This window comes from Sinorhizobium sp. (assembly GCF_059070375.1).
In genome coordinates this window covers 2,910,457-2,932,469 of the sequence record NZ_JCACWC010000003.1, presented here as the reverse complement: position 1 = coordinate 2,932,469, position 22,013 = coordinate 2,910,457, and the positions used below count along the sequence as shown (strand labels likewise).

General features: G+C 62.6%; 28 protein-coding genes and 1 tRNA gene. 14 read left to right on the top strand and 15 right to left on the bottom strand.

Annotated elements, in window-relative coordinates:
* The first annotated feature begins 6 nt into the window (after window positions 1-6).
* Together AC5J09_RS26200 and AC5J09_RS26195 are read left to right on the top strand one after the other, a co-directional pair.
* A complete protein-coding gene (locus AC5J09_RS26200; RefSeq protein WP_003527564.1) occupies window positions 7-390 on the top strand; it encodes a hypothetical protein in 384 nt (127 codons plus the stop codon).
* Between the two features lie 4 nt (window positions 391-394).
* A complete protein-coding gene (locus AC5J09_RS26195) occupies window positions 395-1,222 on the top strand; it encodes a TrmH family RNA methyltransferase (RefSeq protein ID WP_494298884.1) in 828 nt (275 codons plus the stop codon).
* Window positions 1,223-1,293: 71 nt separating this feature from the next.
* Here AC5J09_RS26195 and AC5J09_RS26190 read toward each other — a convergent pair whose 3' ends face one another.
* Together AC5J09_RS26190 and AC5J09_RS26185 are read right to left on the bottom strand one after the other, a co-directional pair.
* On the bottom strand, window positions 1,294-2,376 hold the full coding sequence (locus tag AC5J09_RS26190; protein ID WP_494298883.1) for a hypothetical protein: 1,083 nt from the start codon (window positions 2,374-2,376) through the stop codon (window positions 1,294-1,296).
* Window positions 2,377-2,522: 146 nt separating this feature from the next.
* Window positions 2,523-3,125: a DUF1134 domain-containing protein gene (locus AC5J09_RS26185; RefSeq protein WP_494298882.1), complete on the bottom strand. Its 603-nt coding sequence runs from the start codon at window positions 3,123-3,125 to the stop codon at window positions 2,523-2,525.
* Window positions 3,126-3,492: 367 nt separating this feature from the next.
* Between AC5J09_RS26185 and chpT the strand changes: the two genes are divergently transcribed.
* Entirely contained in the window at window positions 3,493-4,155 is a 663-nt protein-coding gene (chpT, locus tag AC5J09_RS26180) for a histidine phosphotransferase ChpT (protein WP_198516775.1), read from the top strand.
* Window positions 4,156-4,396: 241 nt separating this feature from the next.
* Window positions 4,397-4,765 (top strand): response regulator, encoded by a 369-nt coding sequence (locus tag AC5J09_RS26175; RefSeq protein WP_010970151.1) that lies wholly within the window; start codon window positions 4,397-4,399, stop codon window positions 4,763-4,765.
* A 297-nt stretch (window positions 4,766-5,062) separates the two neighbouring features.
* On the opposite strand, the gene ctrA is transcribed toward AC5J09_RS26175, so the two are convergent.
* Entirely contained in the window at window positions 5,063-5,764 is a 702-nt protein-coding gene (gene ctrA / locus AC5J09_RS26170) for a response regulator transcription factor CtrA (protein ID WP_003527557.1), read from the bottom strand.
* 550 nt (window positions 5,765-6,314) lie between these two features.
* On the opposite strand from ctrA, the gene AC5J09_RS26165 reads away from it, so the two are divergent.
* Window positions 6,315-6,665 carry a hypothetical protein gene (locus AC5J09_RS26165; RefSeq protein WP_003527555.1) on the top strand — a complete coding sequence of 117 codons (351 nt, stop codon included), beginning with the start codon at window positions 6,315-6,317 and terminating at the stop codon, window positions 6,663-6,665.
* 171 nt (window positions 6,666-6,836) lie between these two features.
* On the opposite strand, the gene AC5J09_RS26160 is transcribed toward AC5J09_RS26165, so the two are convergent.
* Complete coding sequence (locus tag AC5J09_RS26160; protein ID WP_018096866.1) at window positions 6,837-7,118, bottom strand: GNAT family N-acetyltransferase; 282 nt, start codon at window positions 7,116-7,118, stop codon at window positions 6,837-6,839.
* A gap of 149 nt (window positions 7,119-7,267) precedes the next feature.
* A complete protein-coding gene (gene sciP / locus AC5J09_RS26155) occupies window positions 7,268-7,543 on the bottom strand; it encodes a CtrA inhibitor SciP (protein ID WP_003527546.1) in 276 nt (91 codons plus the stop codon).
* Between the two features lie 404 nt (window positions 7,544-7,947).
* Between sciP and AC5J09_RS26150 the strand changes: the two genes are divergently transcribed.
* The 3 genes from AC5J09_RS26150 (at window position 7,948) to AC5J09_RS26140 (ending at window position 10,355) form a co-directional block, all read left to right on the top strand.
* A complete protein-coding gene (locus AC5J09_RS26150) occupies window positions 7,948-8,691 on the top strand; it encodes a helix-turn-helix transcriptional regulator (RefSeq protein WP_411921793.1) in 744 nt (247 codons plus the stop codon).
* Between the two features lie 257 nt (window positions 8,692-8,948).
* The gene (gene mnmA, locus AC5J09_RS26145; protein ID WP_494298881.1) at window positions 8,949-10,145 is read left to right on the top strand and encodes a tRNA 2-thiouridine(34) synthase MnmA; all 1,197 of its coding nucleotides are present in this window, start codon (window positions 8,949-8,951) and stop codon (window positions 10,143-10,145) included.
* A 133-nt stretch (window positions 10,146-10,278) separates the two neighbouring features.
* A tRNA-Met gene (locus AC5J09_RS26140) sits at window positions 10,279-10,355 on the top strand.
* Here AC5J09_RS26140 and AC5J09_RS26135 read toward each other — a convergent pair.
* Both AC5J09_RS26135 and AC5J09_RS26130 read right to left on the bottom strand, forming a co-directional pair.
* Window positions 10,312-10,770: a helix-turn-helix domain-containing protein gene (locus AC5J09_RS26135; RefSeq protein WP_275598086.1), complete on the bottom strand. Its 459-nt coding sequence runs from the start codon at window positions 10,768-10,770 to the stop codon at window positions 10,312-10,314. The genes AC5J09_RS26140 and AC5J09_RS26135 overlap by 44 nt on opposite strands.
* Entirely contained in the window at window positions 10,739-11,065 is a 327-nt protein-coding gene (locus AC5J09_RS26130; RefSeq protein ID WP_494298880.1) for a type II toxin-antitoxin system HigB family toxin, read from the bottom strand. The genes AC5J09_RS26135 and AC5J09_RS26130 overlap by 32 nt, the downstream gene beginning before the upstream one ends.
* 243 nt (window positions 11,066-11,308) lie before the next feature.
* Here AC5J09_RS26130 and AC5J09_RS26125 point away from each other — a divergent pair, with 243 nt between their 5' ends.
* The 3 genes from AC5J09_RS26125 (at window position 11,309) to AC5J09_RS26115 (ending at window position 12,443) form a co-directional block, all read left to right on the top strand.
* Window positions 11,309-11,644 (top strand): hypothetical protein, encoded by a 336-nt coding sequence (locus AC5J09_RS26125; RefSeq protein WP_100674148.1) that lies wholly within the window; start codon window positions 11,309-11,311, stop codon window positions 11,642-11,644.
* A gap of 383 nt (window positions 11,645-12,027) precedes the next feature.
* Window positions 12,028-12,261, top strand: a complete 234-nt coding sequence (locus AC5J09_RS26120) for a hypothetical protein (protein WP_100674216.1) — start codon at window positions 12,028-12,030, stop codon at window positions 12,259-12,261.
* Window positions 12,243-12,443: a hypothetical protein gene (locus tag AC5J09_RS26115; protein ID WP_018096871.1), complete on the top strand. Its 201-nt coding sequence runs from the start codon at window positions 12,243-12,245 to the stop codon at window positions 12,441-12,443. The genes AC5J09_RS26120 and AC5J09_RS26115 overlap by 19 nt, the downstream gene beginning before the upstream one ends.
* A gap of 104 nt (window positions 12,444-12,547) precedes the next feature.
* Here the strand turns inward: AC5J09_RS26115 and AC5J09_RS26110 are convergent, their stop codons facing one another.
* Complete coding sequence (locus tag AC5J09_RS26110) at window positions 12,548-12,748, bottom strand: hypothetical protein (protein WP_018096872.1); 201 nt, start codon at window positions 12,746-12,748, stop codon at window positions 12,548-12,550.
* A gap of 141 nt (window positions 12,749-12,889) precedes the next feature.
* Between AC5J09_RS26110 and AC5J09_RS26105 the strand changes: the two genes are divergently transcribed.
* On the top strand, window positions 12,890-13,078 hold the full coding sequence (locus AC5J09_RS26105) for a hypothetical protein (RefSeq protein ID WP_018096873.1): 189 nt from the start codon (window positions 12,890-12,892) through the stop codon (window positions 13,076-13,078).
* 84 nt (window positions 13,079-13,162) lie between these two features.
* The gene (locus tag AC5J09_RS26100; protein ID WP_018096874.1) at window positions 13,163-13,387 is read left to right on the top strand and encodes a membrane protein; all 225 of its coding nucleotides are present in this window, start codon (window positions 13,163-13,165) and stop codon (window positions 13,385-13,387) included.
* A 54-nt stretch (window positions 13,388-13,441) separates the two neighbouring features.
* On the opposite strand, the gene AC5J09_RS26095 is transcribed toward AC5J09_RS26100, so the two are convergent.
* From AC5J09_RS26095 to hutF, 7 genes are all read right to left on the bottom strand, one after another.
* Window positions 13,442-14,035 carry a HutD/Ves family protein gene (locus AC5J09_RS26095; RefSeq protein ID WP_494298879.1) on the bottom strand — a complete coding sequence of 198 codons (594 nt, stop codon included), beginning with the start codon at window positions 14,033-14,035 and terminating at the stop codon, window positions 13,442-13,444.
* A complete protein-coding gene (locus tag AC5J09_RS26090) occupies window positions 14,023-15,348 on the bottom strand; it encodes a YjiH family protein (RefSeq protein WP_275597391.1) in 1,326 nt (441 codons plus the stop codon). The genes AC5J09_RS26095 and AC5J09_RS26090 overlap by 13 nt, the downstream gene beginning before the upstream one ends.
* 31 nt (window positions 15,349-15,379) lie before the next feature.
* Window positions 15,380-16,879, bottom strand: a complete 1,500-nt coding sequence (locus tag AC5J09_RS26085; RefSeq protein ID WP_494298878.1) for an HAL/PAL/TAL family ammonia-lyase — start codon at window positions 16,877-16,879, stop codon at window positions 15,380-15,382.
* Complete coding sequence (locus AC5J09_RS26080) at window positions 16,872-17,699, bottom strand: quaternary amine ABC transporter ATP-binding protein (protein WP_494298877.1); 828 nt, start codon at window positions 17,697-17,699, stop codon at window positions 16,872-16,874. Before AC5J09_RS26080 ends, AC5J09_RS26085 begins: the two co-directional genes overlap by 8 nt.
* Complete coding sequence (locus AC5J09_RS26075) at window positions 17,692-18,549, bottom strand: ABC transporter permease (RefSeq protein WP_018096879.1); 858 nt, start codon at window positions 18,547-18,549, stop codon at window positions 17,692-17,694. Before AC5J09_RS26075 ends, AC5J09_RS26080 begins: the two co-directional genes overlap by 8 nt.
* A gap of 137 nt (window positions 18,550-18,686) precedes the next feature.
* The gene (locus AC5J09_RS26070) at window positions 18,687-19,721 is read right to left on the bottom strand and encodes an ABC transporter substrate-binding protein (RefSeq protein ID WP_018096880.1); all 1,035 of its coding nucleotides are present in this window, start codon (window positions 19,719-19,721) and stop codon (window positions 18,687-18,689) included.
* A gap of 33 nt (window positions 19,722-19,754) precedes the next feature.
* Window positions 19,755-21,128 (bottom strand): formimidoylglutamate deiminase, encoded by a 1,374-nt coding sequence (hutF, locus tag AC5J09_RS26065; RefSeq protein ID WP_494298876.1) that lies wholly within the window; start codon window positions 21,126-21,128, stop codon window positions 19,755-19,757.
* Between the two features lie 128 nt (window positions 21,129-21,256).
* Between hutF and hutC the strand changes: the two genes are divergently transcribed.
* Window positions 21,257-22,000, top strand: a complete 744-nt coding sequence (gene hutC, locus AC5J09_RS26060) for a histidine utilization transcriptional repressor HutC (RefSeq protein WP_018096882.1) — start codon at window positions 21,257-21,259, stop codon at window positions 21,998-22,000.
* The last annotated feature ends 13 nt before the right edge of the window (window positions 22,001-22,013 follow it).

Genomic DNA, 22,013 nt, shown 5'->3' with positions numbered 1-22,013 from the left:
CCGACCATGACCGCAATCGAGCCTGAAGAACAGGAAGACAAGCCGCTTGATCCAGCGATGGAGAACGTCCGTCGCAAGATGGTGCGCCTGCAACTCGTCTCGGCCGGCGTGATGCTGGTGATGCTTATGGCCGTCCTCGGAGCCATTGTCTACAAGCTGACCCGCACGGACGGAAGCGCCGAGGCGGCGCAGCCGGCCTTGAGCGTGCCCGGCGATGCGCCGGTGAGCGCCATCGCGGCGCTGCCGGCCGGCTTCTCGGTGAGCAATGTGGCGCTTTCCGGCTCGCAGCTCGTCTTCTACGGCAGCCTGCCCGGTGCGGAGCCGCGTGCGATCGTTTTCGACATCAGGGCCGGCCGCATCGTCGCCGACGTCACTGTCAGGACCAACTGACGATATGACTGAACCTCTCCTTCGCATCGACGATCCGGCGGACCCGCGCATAGCCGGGTTCCTGTCGATCAAGGAGCGCGATCTGACGGGACGGCAGGGCCGCTTCATCGCCGAGGGGACCGTCGTGCTCAGGATGCTTGCGGCCGCGCATCGCGAAAGGCGCGGCATCGCAGCCGAGGCGATCCTGCTCCTCGAGAGCCGGGTGGCCGGTATCGCGGACCTGCTCGCGCAGTTTCCGCCGGACGTTCCGGTTTATGTGGCGGCCGGCCGCGTCTTCGACGCGATCGCCGGGTTCAACATGCATCGCGGCGTGCTGGCGCTCGGCCGGCGCGATGCTGCGCCCGGCCGCGATGCGCTGATTGCAGGATTACCGCAGTCGAGCCTCGTGCTCGCCGCCTGCGGCATATCGAACCACGACAATATGGGGTCGCTCTTTCGCAACGCTGCGGCCTTCGGGGTCGATGCGGTGCTGATGGACTCGATGAGTTGCGATCCGATGTACCGCAAGGCAATCCGCGTATCCGTGGGGTCGGTGCTGACGCTGCCCTTCGCGCGCGAGGGTACAGCGGCGGAGCTGGTCGGACGTCTTCAGACGGCAGGTTTCGTCCTCTGGGGGCTGTCCCCGCGCGGCACCGCCGACATCACCGCGATCCCGCCGGCGCCGCGCACCGCATTGCTGGTCGGCACCGAGGGCGAGGGGCTGCCCGACACGATACTTTCGGAAATTCGCACGGCCCGCATCCGGCAACGGCCCGGCCTGGACAGCCTCAACGTGGCGATGGCAGCCGGCATCGCGCTTCATCAGGTTGCAAGCATCAACGGCAGGGTTTGAGCGGAACGGCATCGTTTCGGCACGATGGGTGCAGATACAAGGGGCATGCCGCCGGCATCCCCGGCCTGATCTCATTCGGGCTCCAGCATCTCCTTCACCCGCTGCGCCAGGCTCCTTCGGCCTGCCCGCCCTTCGGCATCTTCGCCGGCAAGAAGGCCGTGGATGGGCGAGGTGTTGCCCTCGCGCGTCGCCGTCAGGGTGACCATGCCTGCTGCGATTTCCGCCATCTCCTGGCGGAGCGCCTCGTCGTGAGCAGCCGATTTGGAGCCGACAAGGCGTTCGGAAAGCGCTGTCGCCCGGTTTCTGAGATCGTCGGAAAGCGCGGCCGTGTCGAGGCCATCCGTCGTGGCGTCGTGCTCATCCGCATGCTTCGAACGCTTCGCACCGCGCGTTTTGACCTGCGACCTCAAATGGGCGATCTCTGCCGCGCGTTGTTCGAGGGCACTCTCGCGATCGGCGTTGGCCGCCGTTTCGCGGGCGAGCCGGTTTTCGAGTTGATGCATGCGTGTCTCGTCCTGGGTGAGGCGCTGCTCCATTTCCCCGGCGCGGGCAGTTTCCGCCTCCAGGTTGGCGCGTAAGGTCTCGCGCTCGTCGTGGATCGCTCGCATCCGGCTCTTCAGGTGCTCGATTTCGGTGTCGCGCGCCGCAAGGTCTATCTTGAGGCCATCGAGGTCCGCGCTCTGCTTGTCGATCCGGCTCTGCAGCGCGCGCACGGTCTCGGAATGCGCGCCGTTCTCTCGTGCCGAGCTTTTGGCAGCCGCCTCCATGCTTTCCAGGCGTTGTTCCAGCCGACGGATGGTAGAGCGCATGGTGGCCGCCTCGACGTTCATATCCGCCAGCTGCGCCTGAAGTTCGGTGTTTTCGCTCACCAGATGGCGCGTGTCCCTCAGGGTTCTTTCATGCTGCACCATCAGCGCGACAGCCTTGTCGCGCTCGCGGCGCAGCGCCTGAAGCGTCTTGGCGTTTTCGACGGCATAGGTCGCGCGCGCCGCATCCCTTTGCGCGCGCACTTCCTGCGGGCTCAGAGGCATCGTTGCCTTCAGCCTGTCCTCCGCAAAGCGCACGATGCGCCTTTGGATGGCAGGGGCGACGAGAAGGCCGATGACGACCGCCGTCAGGAAGCCCAGGGCAAAGAGGAGCGCATATTCAATCACGTGCTGGCCGTTTCAGTGTGGACCGGGTCTGCAGCAGGCAGTCATTCGCGTTCATGCAGTAAGCATGATGCAGGAAATGCTGCAACAATTACCGCAAGCTTGCACGTCTTTTCGGCAGGGTTCATCGGCGCCGTGGCGCGGGCGCCTCAGAAGGGGTTCCAGGTCGGCTGCTGCGTCAGCTTGAGATAGCCGACATTGATGCCGAGCCTCGCGCCGATGCCGGTGCGGATCGGCACCACCACGACATGTTCGTCCGTCAGCACCGTCATGCCGACGCCGGCGACCACGTAGGCCGAACCGGAGACGCCGCCGAAGCGCTTGTAGAGAGCAGGGACGCTCGGCAGATTGTAGACGAGCATCATGGCGCGGCTGCCCTGGCCGCCCCAGTCGAGGCCGAGCGACGGGCCCTGCCAGAAGACGCTGTGCTGCCCCACATTCTTGGTATGGAGCTCGCCCTCGCCATAGGTGACGCCGGCGATGAAGGCACCGGATCCTTCCTGGCCGAGGATATAGCCGTTCGGCAGACCATAGCTCTCGAAGGCGCGCTCGACGACCTTGGCAAGGCCCCCGGACGTTTCGCCGAAGAAACCGTGACCGGCGTCGACGATCTCCTGCATCGTGTACTGGCTGGAGTTTTGGGATTGCGCCCGTGCGCCAGAGGTGCCGGCGATCAGGGTGCTGGCCACCAGGGCGATCATGGTCACAATAGCGCGGACAGCCATCAGGGTGGTCTTCATCATCGGCTGCATCGTTTCCTCCGTCGGGGCGCGAAAGCGGCTCGCGCGCCGGCCGTCATGACCGGCTCTTCATCGGCTGCGCCGTCGGTGCCGGCACGGGCCATTTTTCACAAGCATGCGCGCGGAACGCACTAGCATTTGGAACGAGTGCACCTTATCGGCTTCCAGGAACCCACCTGAAATCGGGGTGCTCCAACAATTTGAACGGATCATCTTAACAATCGGTTTACCAAATGTGATGTCATTATGGCTTATCGACATATGGCACGACCGCCCGCCTCATGATCTTACTCACGACCGTGCGGGAGCTGCGTCGGGCTTATGCGCGCCCGGCGCCGCGACAGCCCGTGATCCGGTTTGAAGCGAGCAAGGAAGAATGATGGCAAAGAATCCGAATCTGACGTTGACGGGACACGATCTGGCCGCGCTGCTGTGCAGCCGCGTCTGCCACGACATCATCTCGCCGGTCGGCGCCATCAACAACGGTCTCGAACTCCTCGACGAGGGCGGCGCCGATGCGGATGCGATGGACCTGATTCGCACCAGCGCGCTCAATGCGTCCGTACGGCTGAAATTCGCGCGCCTTGCCTTCGGGGCATCGGGCTCGGTCGGCGCCTCGATCGACACCGGCGAGGCCGAGAAGGCCGCCAAGGATTTTGCCGCCTCGGAGAAGAAGACCGAGGTCAACTGGAACGGACCGCGCGCGATCATCGCCAAGAACCGCGTCAAGCTGCTCCTGAACCTGTTCCTGATCGCTTATGGCTCGATCCCGCGTGGCGGCGTCATCGACATCACTCTGGAGAATCCGGAGTTCGACGCGATATTCACCCTCAGTGCCAAGGGGCGCATGATGCGCGTGCCGCCGAAGCTGGTGGAGCTCATCTCCGGCACGCCGGAAGAGGCGGTCGACGCCCATTCGATCCAGCCCTATTACACCGTGCTCCTGGCGGAAGAGGCCGGCATGGCGATCGACGTCGTATCGACCGGCGAAGCGATCGTCTTCACCGCTCGCGTGGTAGCGCCCGAAACGGTGAGCGCCTGAGGCGGAACCGCGCGCGGCTTTCGGCACATCTGGCCGTTTCCATCGTCTCATTGCTCTGGTGACGGGAGGACTCATGCGCCCTCCCGCATGCTTCACGACCGCATCGCTCCAACCGACGGGAAGCACCGGCGGATTTCAGCGCGGCGGGTGATGCCGCGTCACCGCGGTAACTGTTTCTTTGCCAAATCCGTATAGGATTGCGTGATGGAGATGGTTTCGCGTGTGGCGAAGCGGGAAGGAGATGGACGTGCGGCGCTTGATGATTGCTGACGGATCGGATGTTGTGCGCAAGGTCGGGAAGCGCATCCTGTCGGGAATGGGATTCCTGGTTTCCGAAGCGCCGAGCAGCCTTGAAGCGCTGGTGCGATGCGAGGCCGAACTGCCGAACATCCTTATCGTCGACGCGGGCCTAGACGGTGCGCTCGACCTGATCGGCAATATCCGGCGCCTGCCTGAGGGCGCTTCGGTGCGGATCTATTACTGTGTCGTCCAGGCGGATCTTAAGAAGATGATGGCCGGCAAGCGGGCCGGTGCCGACGATTTCCTGCTGAAGCCCTTCGACCGCAAGATACTGACGAGTGTTTTCGCCGGTCAGTCCATGGCAGCCTGATACAGAGCCCGCAAGCATTCATCTGCGCGGGTCTACCCTTGATCCCTGTCTGTGCCGGAACTTCGGCCAGCCCAAGGCTTTGAGCTGAGTGGCGGCCCGGAGGGCAGCCACACTCAACCGGCTTTCTCTAAGATCTCGACCATCTTTGCCCGCCAATCCGTTTCCTGCTTTCTTTCGCGCACAGTGCGGGGCAGGCGAAGGGTAACAACAAAAAAACCCGCCCAGGCTAGGCGGGTTCGGCTGCTTTTGGGGGCAGGGGGCGGATGCGGGGTTTTCGCGGCCCGGTAATGCCGGAAATCAGGCGGTTTCCAGGTAGTCGCTGCCTTCCGGCTCGCGCAGCACATAGCCGCGGCCCCAGACGGTTTCGATGTAATTGGCGCCGCCGGCGGCATTGGCGAGCTTCTTGCGCAGCTTACAGATGAAGACGTCGATGATCTTCAGCTCCGGCTCGTCCATGCCGCCGTAAAGGTGGTTCAGGAACATTTCCTTGGTGAGCGTCGTGCCCTTGCGCAGCGAGAGCAGCTCCAGCATCTGGTATTCCTTGCCCGTCAGATGCACGCGCTGGCCGCCGACCTCCACGGTCTTGGCGTCCAGGTTGACGATCAGCTCGCCCGTCGAGATGACCGACTGGGCATGGCCCTTGGAGCGGCGCACGATCGCGTGGATACGAGCCACCAGCTCGTCCTTGTGGAAAGGCTTCGTCATATAGTCGTCGGCGCCGAAGCCGAGGCCGCGGACCTTATCCTCGATGCCCGCCATACCCGAAAGGATGAGAATCGGTGTTTTGACTTTCGACAGACGCAGCGTTCGCAGAACTTCGTAACCGGACATGTCCGGCAGGTTCAGGTCGAGGAGAATGATGTCGTAGTCGTAAAGCTTGCCGAGATCGACGCCTTCTTCACCGAGATCGGTGGTGTAGACGTTGAAACTTTCGGACTTGAGCATGAGCTCGATGCTCTGAGCCGTCGCGCTGTCGTCTTCGATCAGTAGAACCCGCATAGTCTTCCCCTTTTCCGCCGCCCAAGGTTGTCGTGGCATCCTTACGCGATACGGATCCAGTCGTTGCCTGATTTGGAGGCTGCCACCAAATGGTTAACAAATTCTGATTCACTCTGGCAAGGTGTATCGAAAATGTTAAATATTTTTAGCAGTCCCCTGATTCAAAACGTAAATCTGAAATTGCGCTCCTCATGTGATATATGAGGGAATGCCGTTAACTGACTCTACCGACTCGTAAATGCTCGAAAGTCCACATTTCATGCATCAGCATTTACGGAGCCTTAAATCATCGCACCTATGATTAACGATGCCCGTAAACGAAAGGTTACCAGCGGTAGGCATTTGTTAAGGCCGCGGTCGATTTTTGTTTCCGGCTCGGTTGGGCCGGCACAACGGGCCGCAGATCGCGACGATTCCGGGAGTCCGGGATCTGAATGTGGTCGGCTAGAAGGAGTTAGAGCGGGATGCGGGCGGAGATCTTCGTCACACCTTTCCCTTATTCCGCTCGGGAACAGTAACCGGGGTCTCGGTATCCACGGGAGTATTGCGTATGAAAGCACGTGAGAGCCTAGTCCGACTGAAGGAATTTCAGGTTCGGGAAAAGCAGCGCCAGCTCAGCCAGCTTCAGATGATGATGGCCGAGTTCGAGCGCATGACCAAGGATCTGGAGAACCAGATCGTCTTCGAGGAGAAGAAGTCGGGAATTTCCGACCCATCGCACTTCGCCTACCCCACCTTCGCCAAGGCTGCCCGCCAGCGGGCCGATAATCTCCAGGTTTCCATTCGCGAACTGAAGATGCAGCAGGATGCGGCCGAGCTCGCGCTCGAGGAGGTGCAGGCGGAATATGCGAGGGCAGCAGCGCTCGAGGAGCGGGATACGGGCGCGCGGCTGCGCGCCTGAGAGAGCAGCTACGGCACCGCGTATCTGATGAGACGCGCGGTGCCTTGGAGCGCCGTGCGTGGAAATGCACGCACAAAGAGCGCTCCAACTATTAAACCGACGCAGCGTGCTTTCGGAAAATCGATTCCGATTTTCGGGCCGATGGGTAGGACAAGGGGGTCCCTTGCACCGTCAGCCCTGGATTACATCCCGCCACTCCGGATGGCGCATGACCTGGGCGCGCATGAACGGGCAGAGCGGGATGATCTTCCAGCTGCCCTTGCGGGCCTCTTCGATCGCGTGGAGGGCCAGCGCCTGGCCGACGCCCTTGCCGCGCAAGGCGTCCGGAACGAAGGTGTGGTCCACGATTATGAGATGCGGCGACGACCTGGAATAGGTCATCTCCCCGGTGTGGCCGTCGAGCGTCGCCGTGTAGCGGCCTTTGGTATCCGTTTCTTCCTGGGCGATGTCCATCGGGCGTCCTTCGTTGCCATGCGTTGGTGGCGATACTGTAGCTGCAGCATGATGTGCTGGATGGTTTTATCGTCAAATCGGCAAAAACGAAACCGGCGGCTCGGGAGCACCCCAGCCGCCGGCTCGAATTATGGCCCTGCAGGGATTGATCAGTGGCGATATTGCTGGATGCGCGTCGTGCGCAGGCCGGCGAGACCATGGTCATTTATCGAGGATTGCCAGGAGAGGAATTCCTCTACGGTCAGCGTGTAACGCTCACATGCCTCTTCGAGGCTCAACAGGCCACCACGCACGGCGGCGACGACTTCAGCCTTCCTGCGGATGACCCAGCGCCGGGTATTGGCCGGCGGCAGGTCCGCGATCGTCAAAGGACTGCCATCGGGGCCGATGACATATTTCACGCGTGGACGCATCATTTCGGTCATGGGACTCTCTACACAAACTCAAGACCATATGGCTGTGACCTTAGCTTGCCACATTTAATAATTGCCTAAACCCTCGATAACCATTTGATCATCATTTGAGCGGCCTCGGCCACGGATGGTTCGCAAGGGCGGCTGTTCGTGAGCAAGGGAACGGCGGGCCTTCCACGACTTTTCGCCATGCAGGCCATGCAATCACCACATTTCACTTCGACTGGAGCGATAGCAGGGCGCCGGATCAAACGGGCGTCCACGTGCACGCTCCCGGAATAAACCCGGGCGTCACGCAGTTTGCGGGCGGCGCGGCTCATGCCCGCGGCGCGGGCAGGGCGGCGCTCTCAGCCCCACCAGGCCAAGACCGCCTTAGTCTCCATAGCGGCGGCAACGCCGGCAGCACGGTGACCGGAATGAAGGATTCGAACGAACCGGCCTCGCGGCGTGAGGCCGAAACGAACATGCCTTTCGAGATCGACCCCGCCTCGGTACGCACGGAGTACGAGCTCCTGCATCTGCTGCGGCGGCTGATCTCGCGCTACGGCTTCGCGCATTTCATGATTGCGCGCCTGCCTCTCGCCGACGAGCAACGCTTTTCCGAGCGTCTCGTGCTGAGCAATTGGCCCGCCGAGTTGGTGCGGCAGTATGATGCCGGCGAGACGTTCCAGACGAGCGAGCTGGTCGAGCGGCTGCGCCAGACGAAGCTGCCCGTCACCGGCGGCCCTGAACTCATGGAGCCCGCGGGCAAGGGCGCGGGCAAGGCCGCAGTTTTCCGCCTCCCGCCCCATACCGGTATGGGTCACTTCGCGGTGCTGCTGCACACGACCTATGGCGAGCCTTTTGTGGCAGTGCTTTCCGGCACGCGCGACGAGCCGGCCGGCGCCGAGCGTGCGACGCTCTATCTGGCGCTATTGCAGCTTTTCGAATGCCTCGAGCGTACCTTCGATGCCGGCAGCGGCGCCCGCGAGAAGCTCTCGAGCCGGGAGGTCGAATGTCTGCGCTGGGCGGCGGCGGGAAAGAGCAGCGACGAGATCGCCATCATTCTCGGAATATCCGCCTATACGGTGAGCAGCTATTTCAAGAGCGCGACCCGCAAGCTCGACGCCGTCAACCGCATGCAGGCGATCGCCCGGGCGATGCGGATGAAGCTGATCTGACGGATCGCGCTTGGCCGACGTTCCGCGTCCGCTCTTGCCGTGACGGGCGCAAGTTTCTATATGTCGCGGCACGAAAAAGTCTGATGCATGCCGCCCGACACCGAGCAGCGGTTTGGGTGACGATATGCACGAAGAAAATACCGCAAGGGGGTAAACCCTTCAGAAATGCCGCGCCGCCCTCATGTGCCGCCGTGCGGCCTCAAGCGTGAAACAGGGTGCCGGCACAGGAGCCGCGCCCGGATGCCGGATTGGATCCCGTGAACAGTCTCGATTTTGACCGCAAGCCCGAAGATACGCGCGTCGTCGTCGCCATGTCCGGCGGCGTCGATTCTTCCGTCGTGGCGGGGCTTCTCAAACGCGAGGGCTACGACGTTCTCGGCATCACCCTGCAGCTTTACGACCATGGCGCGGCGGTGCACAGAGCCGGCTCCTGCTGCGCCGGTCAGGATATCGACGACGCCCGGCGCGTCTGCGAGACGATCGGCATTCCCCATTATGTCCTCGATTACGAGGCGCGTTTCCGCGAGACGGTGATCAATCCCTTCGCCGAAAGCTATATCGCCGGCGAGACGCCGATCCCGTGTGTCGCCTGCAACCAGACGGTCAAGTTCGCCGACCTGCTCGCGACCGCCAAGGAACTCGGCGCCGATGCGCTCGCCACCGGCCATTATATCCGTTCGCGGCCGAGCCCGAAGCCGCGTTATGCCGGCCAGCGCGCGCTCTATCGGCCGGCCGACGCCGAGCGCGACCAGAGCTATTTCCTCTTTGCGACAACGCAGGAGCAGATCGACTATCTGCGCTTCCCGCTCGGCGGTCTTCCGAAGAGCGAGACGCGGGCGCTCGCCGAGGAGATGGGCCTTGTCGTCGCCAAGAAGGCCGACAGCCAGGACATCTGTTTCGTGCCCCAGGGCAAATACAGCGACATCGTCTCGAAGCTGAAGCCGAACGCGGCGCTTGCCGGCGAAATCGTCCATCTCGACGGTCGCGTGCTGGGCGCGCACGAGGGCATCCTGCATTACACGATCGGTCAGCGCCGCGGCATCGGTGTCGCGACCGGCGAGCCGCTCTATGTCGTCTATCTCGACGCCCGTTCGCGCCGCGTGATCGTCGGCCCGAAGGAGGCTCTGGAGACGCGCCGCGTCTACCTGCGCGACGTCAACTGGCTGGGTGACGAGGAACTGGAGGCGGCAGCCGGGCAGGGCTTCGAATGCTTTGCCAAGGTGCGCTCCACCCGCCGCCCCGCCCCGGCGATGCTCAAGAGCGATGCCGAAGGGCTCTATGTCGAGCTCGTCGAAGGCGAGGCGGGTGTCGCGCCCGGCCAGGCCTGCGCGCTCTATTCCGGCACCGGCGAGGATGCGCGCGTCTATGGCGGCGGCTTCATCCGCAGGTCCGAGCGCGAGCCGGCCGCGGAAGCGGCGCTGAAGGCGCTTTTGCAGGCGCCGGCGGCAGCGTAAAGCGGGGGATTCCGGCGTGGCGGGAAAACATCGCTTTTTCCCGAAGACATTGCTTGACACTAGCCGGAACAGCGCCTTATAAGCCGCCCGACCAGCCAAGACGGGCTTCGCTCAGAAGCTTCACGGCACCGGCGGCGGAGTAGCTCAGTAGGTTAGAGCAGAGGAATCATAATCCTTGTGTCGGGGGTTCGAATCCCTCCTCCGCTACCATCTTTATCACCGATAATTCGGAGTCGATGACCCGTTCGCGTTCGACGAGATGGTATGGCTCAACGAGGCAATCTGAGGGAATCCCCCATTCCCTGTGAAGCTTGCGGATCATATCGACAGTGAGAGCACGCCTCTTATTCAAAACCTCAGAGGCACGCGAACGGGAACCAAAAAGCTCAGCGAGATCGGTCTGTGTACGACCGAACATCTCCATGTGGGCCTTTATCAGATCGACTGGCTCTGGTGCTTCAATGGCATAGTGCTCATTCTCGTAAGCCTCAATGAGGGTCGAAAGAATATCGAAGCGGTCTGCTTCCTCGGTCCCGATTTCCGGCTCGTTGTCAAAATACTTTGAGACCTCTGCAATAGCCCATGCAAGGTCATCATCGTTCCTGATGGCGCGAATGTTGTCCATTCACTGTCTCCGGGTCTATGTCGTCGTACTCTTTATGAGTGCCAACAAACTTGATCAGCACTCTTTTGAACGGATATGCGACGTGGACGATAAGGCGATATTTGTTGCCTGAGATGTCGAATATGATGCGGTTGTCGCTCACAAAATCGACATTGGCGCCGAACATCGCCTTCACATCGGCTGGCCCCGTCCATACCGCATTGCTTACCACAGCGTGCCAGATTTTGAGGGGCGTCTCTGCTCGAGGGTGTCGTTCCCAAAACACTCTCAAAGTGGACTTCGCTATGATTTGCATGACTTCTCTTATTCCCAATTTGGGAACAAGTCAAATAAATTGTGTCGTTTAAACGAGAAGTCAAGCCATGTCGCTCGATATGCCCGCGCCTCGCAACCGCGCGATGTCTTGGGCGTCCGCATTAGCACCCTCTCCCAGTCCACCGCATTGCCAAATGCCATTCAAGGGCGGAACCAATCCGCTCCCCTGCCGTTCAGATATGAGTTTAAGCAAACTCTCAAATGAGAGCATGGAGGAGAAGTCATGAACATCGGCAGGCTTTTCGCGGCCGGGTTGATTTTGGGCGGCGCGGCGGCTGCTGTACCTTCTGCTTCGTCAGCCCAGTCATTCGACCTGTATATCGGTCCGGACGGTCCGCAGCTGCGTGATCGCAGATACGACGATGACGACTATGACTATCGTCCGTCTCGCGGCTGCAGCGAGCGTCAGGCCATCCGTCGCGCCTATCGGCTTGGAATCCGCGATCCGGATATCCGGTCGATCACGCGGCGCGAGGTTGCGGTCGACGGCGTCGGCCGGCGCGGTCGGCTTACGACCGTCTATTTCGCAAATCGGCCGGGATGTCCTCGCATAGGTTGAGCCTCTTCTGGTAGTATAGCCGAACGGCCGCCGTCATACGGTGCCGCGCGTTTCCGGACGCACGGCGCCGTTCAGCACGCTGCAACGAACGGCAGCGCTCGGGCAACGCGGCTGCATTGTCTGTATGAATGAGCCGCGACGGAACTCCCCGGCGCCGGCTTTGTTCGCAATTCCGGGAAAGTGCGCAGGCGTTTTTCGTTCGGAGTTGCGGCAACGAAAGGTTAGAGCATTGGCGGAGCGGAAATGCTCCAGATCACGATGTTTTCAGGTGTGGTTGACCCAAAAACACAACCGTGATCGATTCCAAGAAGTTGGAGCGGGATGCGGGCGGAAAATCGCACACACTTTTCCTCATCCCGCTCCGGGTCGGTCAGGAGGATCGCATGCCGGCGCCGAAAGAGATGGATTCCGCATTGACCAGTCTTCCCTTGAGAATCGGGGCCTATATCCCCGACGATCTCCTGGAGGACTGGTTCGCCCCGGGAACGGGAATGAACCCGCCCTCGGAAACGGCTTTAACCGAGGCAGCCGCATACGGGCGGCGATTCGAGTGCGAATTCAAGTATTATCCCGAGCGAAAGGAAGGGGTCTTCTGGAAATGGGTACCAGCCATCTGAACGAAGGCAATCTGGAGGCGAAGGCCATCAATGCCGTTATCGAAGAACTTCAGCGGCAGGCGGCAGAAAACCCTTCGAAGCTTCAGGTCCGCCAGGCGGGTGACAAGCTCGCGGTCAACGGAGAAATCGACGTCGACGCGGTGGTGATGGTGGTCGTGGGGTCGATGGCAGGAGGCCCTTGAGGCCCTTGAGCCGCTTTCGGCCTTTTGGCCCTATGCCCTTGTCCGAGCCGGTCCGTTTGGGCCGCGCGAGCGCGTGCCATTCGAGCCCGCGCGAGGGGAAGGGCTCACGAAGGGTTATCCTTGTCGCCCGTGGCGCTCGGCGGATTTTCGTCGATGGTTTCGATGCCGTCGGCATTGACCTTGGTGTCCTCGATCCTGGTGGAATTGGTCGAGGGGAAGCGGTCGACATAGACGTAGAAAATCGCACTGGCGATTATGATGACGGCGGCGCCGATGAGCGCCAGTCGCTCCCAGGTTCGGGTCATGACATCACCTCCGGTCGGTCATGGTCGAAACCGCAGCCGCGCGCAAAGGTTCCGGCCCCGGGAGCGTCCGCCGGACTTGACGCGACGCGGAACCATTTGTGCCCGTCCGGCGTTAGTACCAACGCAGTTGGGAGGCGCAGGATGAAACACGCAGAAATTGGAAAGCTCGACAAATCCCAGGCCAGGCATGTCTGGGATGTGGCGGAGTATTGCAGGCGCACCGGCATCCACAAGGCCGAGGAACGCCGCCTGATCAGGGTTCTCGGGCGATTTGCATCCAGCCACGAGCTTCAGATGAACATCGTGCGTCCTCAGACGCGAATGCGCTGACATCTCCGCGTTTCCATCGCCGTCTAATCGTTCGCTGTTCCGCCGAAACAGCGATACACGCAGCAGCAGCCGCAGGAGGCGCACGTGTGGGCAACTCTCACCGGTGCAGTTCTTTTTATCAGCGGGCTTCTCTACATGGCATGGGAGGCGCTCGGGCGGCGGCGGCTGAGCCAGCCGCCGCAAGGCAATCCCAAGCAGACGCTTGAGCCGCGCGGGCAAGGGCTGCGCTTTCTGAGCCCGCTGCGCAACTGGCTGGGCGTCGTGCTCATGGTTGTCGGCGGCATTCTGCTGCTCTTCGGCATGCGCTGAAACGGCGTGCCTCCCTGTTTCCGGACGAGACAACAACGGGTGATGGCGCGGCGTTCAGGCCGGGCCGATCTCGATCAGGAAAACTTCCGATGCGATGTCGGCCGAGAGCGTGAGCGTGGCCGGCTGGACGAGAACCGCCGCGTCGAGCCCGTGCAGGGTTGCGGAAACGCCTTCGGTCACGAGCGCAACGCTGCCGCGATGACAGAAGAGAACGAGATCGCGGGCGCTCGTAGCCACCGGCTGCGAGCCCTCGACATGAATCCTGCGCACGCGGTGTTTCAATGCCTGGCGGCGTGTCATCACATTGAGATCGGTGACCGGGCCATCCGCGAGGGTCGCGGATGTCGGCAGATCGGCAGGAAAGGTGAGGGGGGCGTCCGAGGCGGTCAGCAGTTTCGGTTGCCGGCCCTCGATCGCGAGCGTCATCCCGCTGCCCTCCAGGATCGACAGCGTGCGGTCGATCCCGGGAAAGATCGAGAAGGCGCCATTGGTGGCGACGGTCGCCATGCTGATGCGCCAGTCGAAATCGGCAATGGTGGCACGGTCCGGAGCGACGGCGATTTCCACCGTCTCTCCGCCGCCGTTCTTCCACGGCATATGCCTGTACTCGCTCGAGCGCAGAATTCGCATCATCGTCAGCCGAGCCATCCCATCGACGTTCCGATCCAAATGATCGGTGCCGTCACCAGTATGCTCAATACGACGCGAATATACCAGATCACCAGAAGATCGCGAAAGCTGAGCGGGATCGAGGTCGCCAGCATGCAAGGGACCGAGGCAGACAGGAACAGAACCTGGCTGACCGATACCACCGCGGCCAGGAACTTCACCTCGGGCACGGCCTCCTTGAGCAGGATAGCGGGCAGGAACATCTCGGCGAGACCGGAGGCGAGCGCCTTTGCCGCCTGCATCGGCTGGCCGAACTGCGCGAGCCAGGTGAAGGGGTAGAGCGTCAGGCCGAGAATGTCGAAGATCGGCGTGAACTTGGCGGCGAGAAGCCCGATGAGCCCGACTGCCATGATGCTCGGCAGGATCATCGCCGCCATGCGCAGTCCGTCGAAGAAGCTTTCGCGCAGCAGCGTCGGCAGGCTCTTGGCGATTGCCGCCTGCTCAAGGCCGGTCTCCACGGCGACGCTCAGGCGGCTGCGCCCCGGGGGCAACGGCTGGTCCCGATCGCCCTCGTGCGCAAGCCTGGAAAGGGGCCAGATCCGGGCGGTGATCGCAGAAACGATGAACGTGACGACGAGCGTCGTCCAGAAATAGAAATTCCAGATGTCCATGAGTCCCAGCGTCTTCGCCACGATGATCATGAACGTGGCCGACACGGTGGAAAAGCCTGTCGCGATGATCGCCGCTTCGCGCACCGTGTACTTGCCTTCGCGGAACACGCGGTCGGTGATGAGGAGCGCAAGGGAGTAGCTGCCGACGAAGGAAGCGACGGCGTCGATGGCGGACCAGCCCGGCGTACGCCAGATCGGCCGCATCACGGGCTGGACGAGCACGCCGGTGAATTCGAGAAGGCCGTAGCCGATCAGAAAGGCGAGTGCCAGAGCGCCGATGGGTACGATCAGCCCGACCGACAGCACCAGCTTGTCGAAGAGGAAGGGCAGCATGTCGGGCGCGAAGAAGATCGCAGGCCCTATGCCGGCGAGATAAAGGCCGGCAAGGACCAGTCCGAGGACGCGCAGGACCGAAAAGACGGCATCGGTCGTCGTCTTTCGCCAGGTCCCCTTCACGATGGGTCCGAAGGCGCCGTACGCCATCAGCAGCAATACGAAGCCGATCGCCACCGGCCGTGCATGGGTCGATATGGCCGTTGCCGCATGGTCGAGCAGGATCGTCGACTTGCCGGCGATTTCGACCGGCACGAAGAACAGAAATATGCCGATGAGGCTGAAAAGAATGAGCCGCAAGGCTGCGCCGCCGCGCGAGCCCCCTGCCTCGGTGGTGATGTGCGTCATGTCGTCTCCTCCCTTCCCGTTCAGAGCGGGGTTACAGGCTGGCCTTCGCCGGCGCGGCTCGCATCAACAGCCGCATCCGGTCGAAGTCTTCGTTCATCGGGCGATCGTCGCGATAGGCTGGAATCGCCGAGCGTATGCGCCCGTAAAGGGCAGCAGTGCGTTGCGCCTTGCCCGGTCCCTGCGGCTGCAGTTCATAGGCCTGAGCGGACGCAAGCAGTTCGATCGCCAGGATCCGCTCGAGATTGTCGACGATCGAGAGCGCTTTCCAGGCCGCCGGTGTCGCGTGGGTGAGCATGTCTTCCTGAAGCGCGGAGGTGATGCCGCCGTCGAGGCTGGCCGGCGCTGCGAGCCGCCGGTTCTCCGCCACGAGCGCGGCAGCCGTGTACTGCGCGATCATGAACCCCGAGCACACGCCGCTGTCGCCGGCGAGGAAGGCAGGCAAACCGCTCACCAGAGGGTTCACCAGCCGGTCGATGCGGCGCTCGGAAATTGCTGCGACCTCCGCCACCGCGACGGCGAGGCTGTCCATAGCGAGGCCGAGCGCGGCACCGACGGCATGGGCCTGCGAATGCACCTCGGGTGCGTCCGGCGCACCGGCAACGGCCGGGTTGTCGGTAACGCTTGCAAGTTCGCGATCGACGATTTCGGCTACCTGGACGAAGGCGTCGCGGGCGGCACCATGCACCTGCGGCACGGCCCTGAGACTCAGCGGATCCTGGGTGCGGGTGCCGGCCGTACCTGCTAGCATCGGGCTGTCCGCCAGCCAGTCGCGCAGGCTTTCGCCCACTGCGTTCAGGCCAGGGGATCGGCGCAGAGCCAAGGGCAATTCGGCAAAGGCATTGGCCTGGCTGCCGAGGTTTTCGTAAGTCATCGCCGCGGCTGCATCCGCCCAGGCGAAGAGCGTTTCCGTGCGTGCGAGCGCCAGCGCCGCCAGACCGGTGGCGCATGGGGTTCCGTTGACGAGGCTGAGACCTTCTTTCGCTTCGAGCCGCAACGGCGCAAGCCCCAGACGGGCGAGGGCATCGCCGCCGCTCAGTCTTTCAGTCCCGTGCATGGCCGAGCCGTGACCGATCAGTACGAGGCCGATCGCGGCGGCGTGGGTCAGATATCCAACCGAACCACGCGACGGAATGAGAGGGATGATGTCGGCGTTGAGCAGCGCCAAGAGTGTTTCGATCGTCTCGACCCGCGCGCCGGAATAGCCGTGGGCGAAGTTGGCTATCTGTGCAGCGATGACGGCCCGTGCTTCCACTCGACCGAGCGGATCTCCGACGCCGCAAGCGTGGCTCAGGATGATGTTGCGCGAAAGCGCCTGCTGGTTCTCACGGCTGATGACGACATCGCAAAGGGCGCCGACGCCGGTATTGATGCCGTAGCCACGGATGCCGCGGTCCACCAATGCGTCGACGATCCGGCGGGCATGGGCGATCCGCCGGCGCGCGGGCTCCGACAGGTCGAGGCGGGCGCCCTCGGCGATCGAAGCGATCTCGCGCCAGGTAAGCGGCCCATCGATCGAAATCATCTCACCCATGGGTCTCCGGCCTTTCGTGCCTGCGCTGGACGAACCGGGCAACATAATCGTTGGCAGGGTTGTCGAGGATGTCGCCCGGTGTGCCGACCTGAACGACCTGTCCGTCCTTCAGGATCGCGATCTCCGACCCGATGCGCAGGGCCTCGTCGAGATCATGGGTGATGAAGACGATGGTCTTTGCAAGATTCTGCTGGAGTTGCAGCAATTGGTCCTGCATGTCGCCGCGGATCAGCGGGTCGAGGGCACTGAAAGCCTCGTCCATCAGGATCACATCGGTGTCGGCGGCGAGCGCTCGTGCAAGGCCGACGCGCTGCTTCATGCCGCCCGAGAGCTGATGGGGAAATTTAGCGTCGTAGCCGGACAGGCCGACCGTTTCGATCCATTTCATGCCGATTTCGCGGGCATCGTCCTTCGACACGCCGCGCACGCGCTGTCCGTAGACGACATTCTGGAGCACGGTCCGGTGCGGCATCAGGGCAAAGCTCTGAAAGACCATGCTGACGCGCCGCATGCGAAAGGCACGCAGCGCCTTCGCACCCAGGTCGAGGATGTTGTCGCCGTCGAAAAGGACCTCGCCGCTCGTCGGTTCGATCAGCCGGTTGAGGTGGCGCACCAGCGTCGACTTGCCCGATCCGGAAAGCCCCATGATCACGAAGATCTTTCCGGCGCCGACCTTCAGGCTGACATCGTTGAGGCCCACGCTGCAGCCGGACCTCGCCAGGATATCGGCCTTATCGAGACCGTCCTTGAGCATGGCGAGCGCCTTCTTGGCGTCATGCCCGAATATCTTGTAGACGTTCCGGATCTCTATATCAGCCATTGCGGGCGTCCTCCGTCCGGGGCTTGCCAAAGCCTTGCGTGATGCGGTCGAGCACGATCGCGAGAATGACGATGCCGATGCCGGCCTCGAGGCCCTTGCCGACGTCGAGCGTCTGAATGCCGTTCAGCACCTGTTCGCCGAGGCCGCGCGCGCCGATCATCGAGGCGACGACGACCATCGACAGCGCCATCATGATCGTCTGGTTGAGGCCGGCCATGATCGTCGGCGTCGCAAGGGGCAGTTCGACGCCGAAGAGGATCTGTCGCGGACTGCCGCCGAAGGCCGTCGCAGCTTCGACGACTTCCGCGTCGACCTGGCGGATGCCGAGATCTGTCAGCCGGATCAGCGGCGGGACGGCGTAGATGATGGTCGCGAGGATAGCGGGCACCTTGCCGAGCCCGAAGAGCATCAGCGCCGGGATGAGATAGACGAAGCTCGGCATGGTCTGCATGACATCGAGCACCGGCAGAGTGATGTTGCGGACGGTGCGGCTCTTCGCGACGAGAATCCCCATGGGCACGCCGATCACTACCGAGACGATGGTCGCCATCAGCATCAGCGCGAGCGTCTGCATCGTCAGGTCCCAGAGTCCGAGGACGCCGACGGCAACCAGCAACGCGCCGACCGCCAGCGTCAGCGACCAGCGCCGCGAACTCCGCCAGGCAAGCGCCATGAAGGCGAGAATGACGAGCCACCAGGGCAGGCCGCGCAGGATCCATTCAATGAACAGAACGGCTTTCAGGATGACGGCGCTGATCGCCTTGAAAACCCAGCCGTAATTGGTGACGAGCGCCTGGATGAAATCGTTCACCGGCGCGCGGATCGAGAGATTGAGAGAGTCCGGAAACATCGGATATCGTTCCTTGTTCAGGGCGGCGGCGGGAAGCCAAGACCCTCCTGGCCCGGGGAAGCAGCCCTTTCCCTACCATCGCAACGCGCCCCGCCTGGTGGCGGGGCGCTGGCGATTTCCGGCCGGAAAGGCCGCTTTTACTTGAGACCGGCTTCGATCTTGCCGCGCGCCTCTTCCGAGACCCACTTGCTCCAGACGTCGCCCTTGGTTTTCAGGAATTCGGCGGCAGCCGCCGTGGCGTCGACCTTGTTGTCGGCCATATAGGCGAGGCTGGCGTTGACCTCCTCGAGCGGGAATGTTGCCTTTTCCAGAATCTCGACGATTTCCGGCGCTTCCGAAGCGAAGGTGCTATTCACGCCATAGGCCACGTCGACGGAAGGGAAGGCGCAGCCTTCGTCACGTTTGCCGTTGGCGCTGCTCAGTTCTTTCCAGCAGGCTTCGTTATAGGCCGGCTCTTCGAGCTGGATCAGCTTGAATTTCCCCATGATCGCGGTCGGCGACCAGTAATAGAAGAGGATCGGCTCACCCTGGAGATAAGCAGAGGTGATCGCCGCATCCAGCGCCGTTCCCGTCCCCGGCCGGAAGTTCACATAGGCCTCATCGAGCTTGTAGGCCTCGAGCTTGGCGGTGCTCACGCCCTCGCAGGTCCAACCGGAGGGGCAGTTGAGGAACCGGCCTTTGGATGGCTCCTCCGGATCGGCGAAAATCTCGGCGATCTTCGGATCGGTAAGCTGTGATACGCTTTTCAGGTCCGGCGCCTTGGCTTCGATATTGCGAGCGGGATCGCCGTGGACGACATAGTCGGGCACGAACCAGCCTTCGCTGGCACCTACGAAGGTCTTGCCGACGGCCACCACCTTCTTTTCTTCCACCGCCTTGTTCCAGACGTCCGAACGGCCGAGCCATTCCTCGGCGAAAATCTGCACGTCGTTATTGGCGGTTGCCTGTTCGAGAGTCACGGAATTGCCGGGGATCGAGTCGACCTGGCAGTCGTATCCCTTGGCAAGGATCGTCTTCATGACCTCGGTGATGAAGGCGCCGCTTTCCCAGTCGATGCCGGCGAAGGTCACGGTCTTGCCGTCGCCGCAATAGGAAGCATTGGCGCCGCTGGCAGAAGCCGCCAGCATCAGGCCGGCGGCAGCGAAGGTGAGTCTCATTGTGCTGATCGACATGCGCATTCCCCTTTTTTAATCGCGATTCGATTGCTATTTGAGCTTGTTCAGAACGCACGCGAAGGCGCGATCGATGTCTTCCTCCCGGTCATGCCGTCCGTCGCGGATCTTCCATTCGCCAGCGATCATGACGTCGCGAACCGTATCCCCGCCGAGTGCGAAGAGCCAGCGGTCGAGAATCTGGTTGCCGCTTGCCGCGGCGATATAGGGATTGGATCCGTCGAGAACGACGAGGTCGGCCATCGCGCCGGCGCGGATGCCCGGCTCTTCCATTCCGGCCGCTTGGGCGCCGCCCGCAAGCGCCGCATCGAAGATTGTCCTGCCGACAGAGGCGCCGGGCGCGGCGAGCCGGTTGCGCCTGCGGTCGCGCAGGCGCTGCCCGTATTCGAGGAGCCGAAGCTCTTCCGCGACGCTCGTCGCGACATGGCTGTCGGTTCCGACCCCGAAACGTCCGCCTGCCGCAAGAAAATCGACCGCGGGAAAAATTCCGTCGCCGAGATTGGCCTCGGTCGCGGGGCAAAGGCCGGCGACCGCTCCCGACCGGGCGAGCCGGTTCGTCTCGTCGGGCGTCATGTGCGTCGCGTGGATCGCGCACCAGCGCTCGTCCACCGGCATGTTGTCGAGAAGCCATTCGACCGGGCGCCGGCCGCTCCAGGCCAGGCAATCCTCCACTTCGCGGGGCTGCTCGGCGACATGGATGTGGATGGGGCCGGTGAGGGGAGATGATTCCAGGATCGCGCGCATTTCCTCCGGCGTCGCCGCCCGCAACGAATGGATCGCATAGCCAAGCCTCGCGCCTGTCGCATTGCAAGCGGGCGAGAGACGATCGAGCAGCGCGAGGAAGCGGTCGGGATCATTGAGGAAGGGACGCTGCCCCGCGCTCGGCGCAGCTCCGCCGAAATTGGCATGGGCATAGAAGACCGGCAGATGGGTGAGCGCGATGCCGCTCGTCTGCGCGGCCCTTAGTATCCGCAGCGACATTTCCGCCGGGTCCGCGTAAGGCGTGCCGTCGAGCTGATGGTGAAGGTAGTGGAATTCGACGACACGGCCGAAGCCGCCTTTCAGCATTTCCACATAGAGCTTGGCGGCGATTGCCTCGAGATCGTCCGGGTCGACCAGACCGACGGTGCGATACATCTCCTCGCGCCAGGTCCAGAAGCTGTCGTCGCCTGTTCCGGCCACTTCCGCAAGGCCGGCCATCGCACGCTGGAAGGCGTGGGAATGCAGGTTCGTCATCGCCGGCACGACGGGTCCGGACAGATGCTCGTCGCCGGGTGCCTTCGATTGCCCTGCTTCCACCGCGAGAATGCGTCCCGCGGGGTCGACGGAGATCGCGACGTCCTTGGACCAACCGGTCGGCAGCAGCGCCTGTTCGGCAAACAGTCGATGAGCGGACAAAGCTGTCATGAGCGCCGTTCCTGTGCGTGGTTGTATATGGAACTATAGATATTTTCTTGTGGCGCGCAAGCTGGAAATAAAGGAAAACAATCGCTGATTTGCCGGGCCGGCGGCGCCCGGCCGCAACGGAGCATCGCATGGCGGTATCGGGTCGTAAGAGCGACAGGGCGGTTTTCGACGACGGGCCGGTACCGCGCTATGAAGCGGTCAAGCAGTTCATCCGCAGCCGCATCGAAAGCGGCGATTGGCCGCCGCACCATCGCATACCGTCCGAAAACGATATCGTCGCCGATCTCGGAGTCAGCCGGATGACCGCCAATCGCGCACTTCGCGAACTGGCGAGCGAGGGTGCGATCACGCGGGTCCAGGGGGTAGGGTCCTTCGTGGCTGCCCACAAGGGCAGCACGGCCCTTCTCGAGGTGCGCAATATCGCCGACGAGATTCGCGAGCGGGGCCACAGGCATACCTCGCGGATCACGCTCCTCGAGGAGGAGCAGGCAAGCACCGGGGTCGCAGAGGCGCTCGGGCTTGCGACGAACGCGCGGGTCTTTCACTCGATCATCGTCCACGCGGAGGACGACGTTCCGATCCAGATCGAGGACCGTTTCGTCAATCCTGCGATCTGCCCCAATTACCTGGAACAGGATTTCACCAGCATGACCCCGAACGTCTATCTGACGTTGGTGGCGCCGATCACGCGGACGGAGCAGATCGTGGAAGCCGTTCTGCCGAAGCCGTGGGAATGCAAGCTCCTTTCGATCGGCCGCGGCGAACCGTGCCTGATGATCCGTCGCCGGACCTGGTCGGAAGCTGCGAATGTGACGGTCGCGTGGCTCACCTATCCGGGTACGCGCTATCGTCTTGAAGGTGTTTCGCAGTAAGAAGGACACCTTC

Excerpts from the sequence above, each read along its gene's own strand:
- sciP (WP_003527546.1), bottom strand. The coding sequence starts at position 7,543 with ATGACCGAAATGATGCGTCCACGCGTGAAATATGTCATCGGCCCCGAT.
- hutF (WP_494298876.1), bottom strand. The coding sequence starts at position 21,128 with ATGACAGCTTTGTCCGCTCATCGACTGTTTGCCGAACAGGCGCTGCTG.
- AC5J09_RS26095 (WP_494298879.1), bottom strand. The coding sequence starts at position 14,035 with ATGGCTCGGCTGACGATGATGCGAATTCTGCGCTCGAGCGAGTACAGG.
- AC5J09_RS26135 (WP_275598086.1), bottom strand. The coding sequence starts at position 10,770 with ATGGACAACATTCGCGCCATCAGGAACGATGATGACCTTGCATGGGCT.
- AC5J09_RS26130 (WP_494298880.1), bottom strand. The coding sequence starts at position 11,065 with ATGCAAATCATAGCGAAGTCCACTTTGAGAGTGTTTTGGGAACGACAC.
- AC5J09_RS26165 (WP_003527555.1), top strand. The coding sequence starts at position 6,315 with ATGAAAGCACGTGAGAGCCTAGTCCGACTGAAGGAATTTCAGGTTCGG.
- AC5J09_RS26125 (WP_100674148.1), top strand. The coding sequence starts at position 11,309 with ATGAACATCGGCAGGCTTTTCGCGGCCGGGTTGATTTTGGGCGGCGCG.
- AC5J09_RS26090 (WP_275597391.1), bottom strand. The coding sequence starts at position 15,348 with ATGACGCACATCACCACCGAGGCAGGGGGCTCGCGCGGCGGCGCAGCC.
- AC5J09_RS26120 (WP_100674216.1), top strand. The coding sequence starts at position 12,028 with ATGCCGGCGCCGAAAGAGATGGATTCCGCATTGACCAGTCTTCCCTTG.
- AC5J09_RS26160 (WP_018096866.1), bottom strand. The coding sequence starts at position 7,118 with ATGGACATCGCCCAGGAAGAAACGGATACCAAAGGCCGCTACACGGCG.
- hutC (WP_018096882.1), top strand. The coding sequence starts at position 21,257 with ATGGCGGTATCGGGTCGTAAGAGCGACAGGGCGGTTTTCGACGACGGG.
- AC5J09_RS26185 (WP_494298882.1), bottom strand. The coding sequence starts at position 3,125 with ATGCAGCCGATGATGAAGACCACCCTGATGGCTGTCCGCGCTATTGTG.
- ctrA (WP_003527557.1), bottom strand. The coding sequence starts at position 5,764 with ATGCGGGTTCTACTGATCGAAGACGACAGCGCGACGGCTCAGAGCATC.
- AC5J09_RS26080 (WP_494298877.1), bottom strand. The coding sequence starts at position 17,699 with ATGGCTGATATAGAGATCCGGAACGTCTACAAGATATTCGGGCATGAC.
- AC5J09_RS26075 (WP_018096879.1), bottom strand. The coding sequence starts at position 18,549 with ATGTTTCCGGACTCTCTCAATCTCTCGATCCGCGCGCCGGTGAACGAT.
- chpT (WP_198516775.1), top strand. The coding sequence starts at position 3,493 with ATGGCAAAGAATCCGAATCTGACGTTGACGGGACACGATCTGGCCGCG.
- AC5J09_RS26105 (WP_018096873.1), top strand. The coding sequence starts at position 12,890 with ATGAAACACGCAGAAATTGGAAAGCTCGACAAATCCCAGGCCAGGCAT.
- AC5J09_RS26175 (WP_010970151.1), top strand. The coding sequence starts at position 4,397 with ATGGACGTGCGGCGCTTGATGATTGCTGACGGATCGGATGTTGTGCGC.
- AC5J09_RS26200 (WP_003527564.1), top strand. The coding sequence starts at position 7 with ATGACCGCAATCGAGCCTGAAGAACAGGAAGACAAGCCGCTTGATCCA.
- AC5J09_RS26150 (WP_411921793.1), top strand. The coding sequence starts at position 7,948 with ATGAAGGATTCGAACGAACCGGCCTCGCGGCGTGAGGCCGAAACGAAC.
- AC5J09_RS26110 (WP_018096872.1), bottom strand. The coding sequence starts at position 12,748 with ATGACCCGAACCTGGGAGCGACTGGCGCTCATCGGCGCCGCCGTCATC.
- AC5J09_RS26195 (WP_494298884.1), top strand. The coding sequence starts at position 395 with ATGACTGAACCTCTCCTTCGCATCGACGATCCGGCGGACCCGCGCATA.
- AC5J09_RS26070 (WP_018096880.1), bottom strand. The coding sequence starts at position 19,721 with ATGTCGATCAGCACAATGAGACTCACCTTCGCTGCCGCCGGCCTGATG.
- AC5J09_RS26115 (WP_018096871.1), top strand. The coding sequence starts at position 12,243 with ATGGGTACCAGCCATCTGAACGAAGGCAATCTGGAGGCGAAGGCCATC.
- AC5J09_RS26085 (WP_494298878.1), bottom strand. The coding sequence starts at position 16,879 with ATGGGTGAGATGATTTCGATCGATGGGCCGCTTACCTGGCGCGAGATC.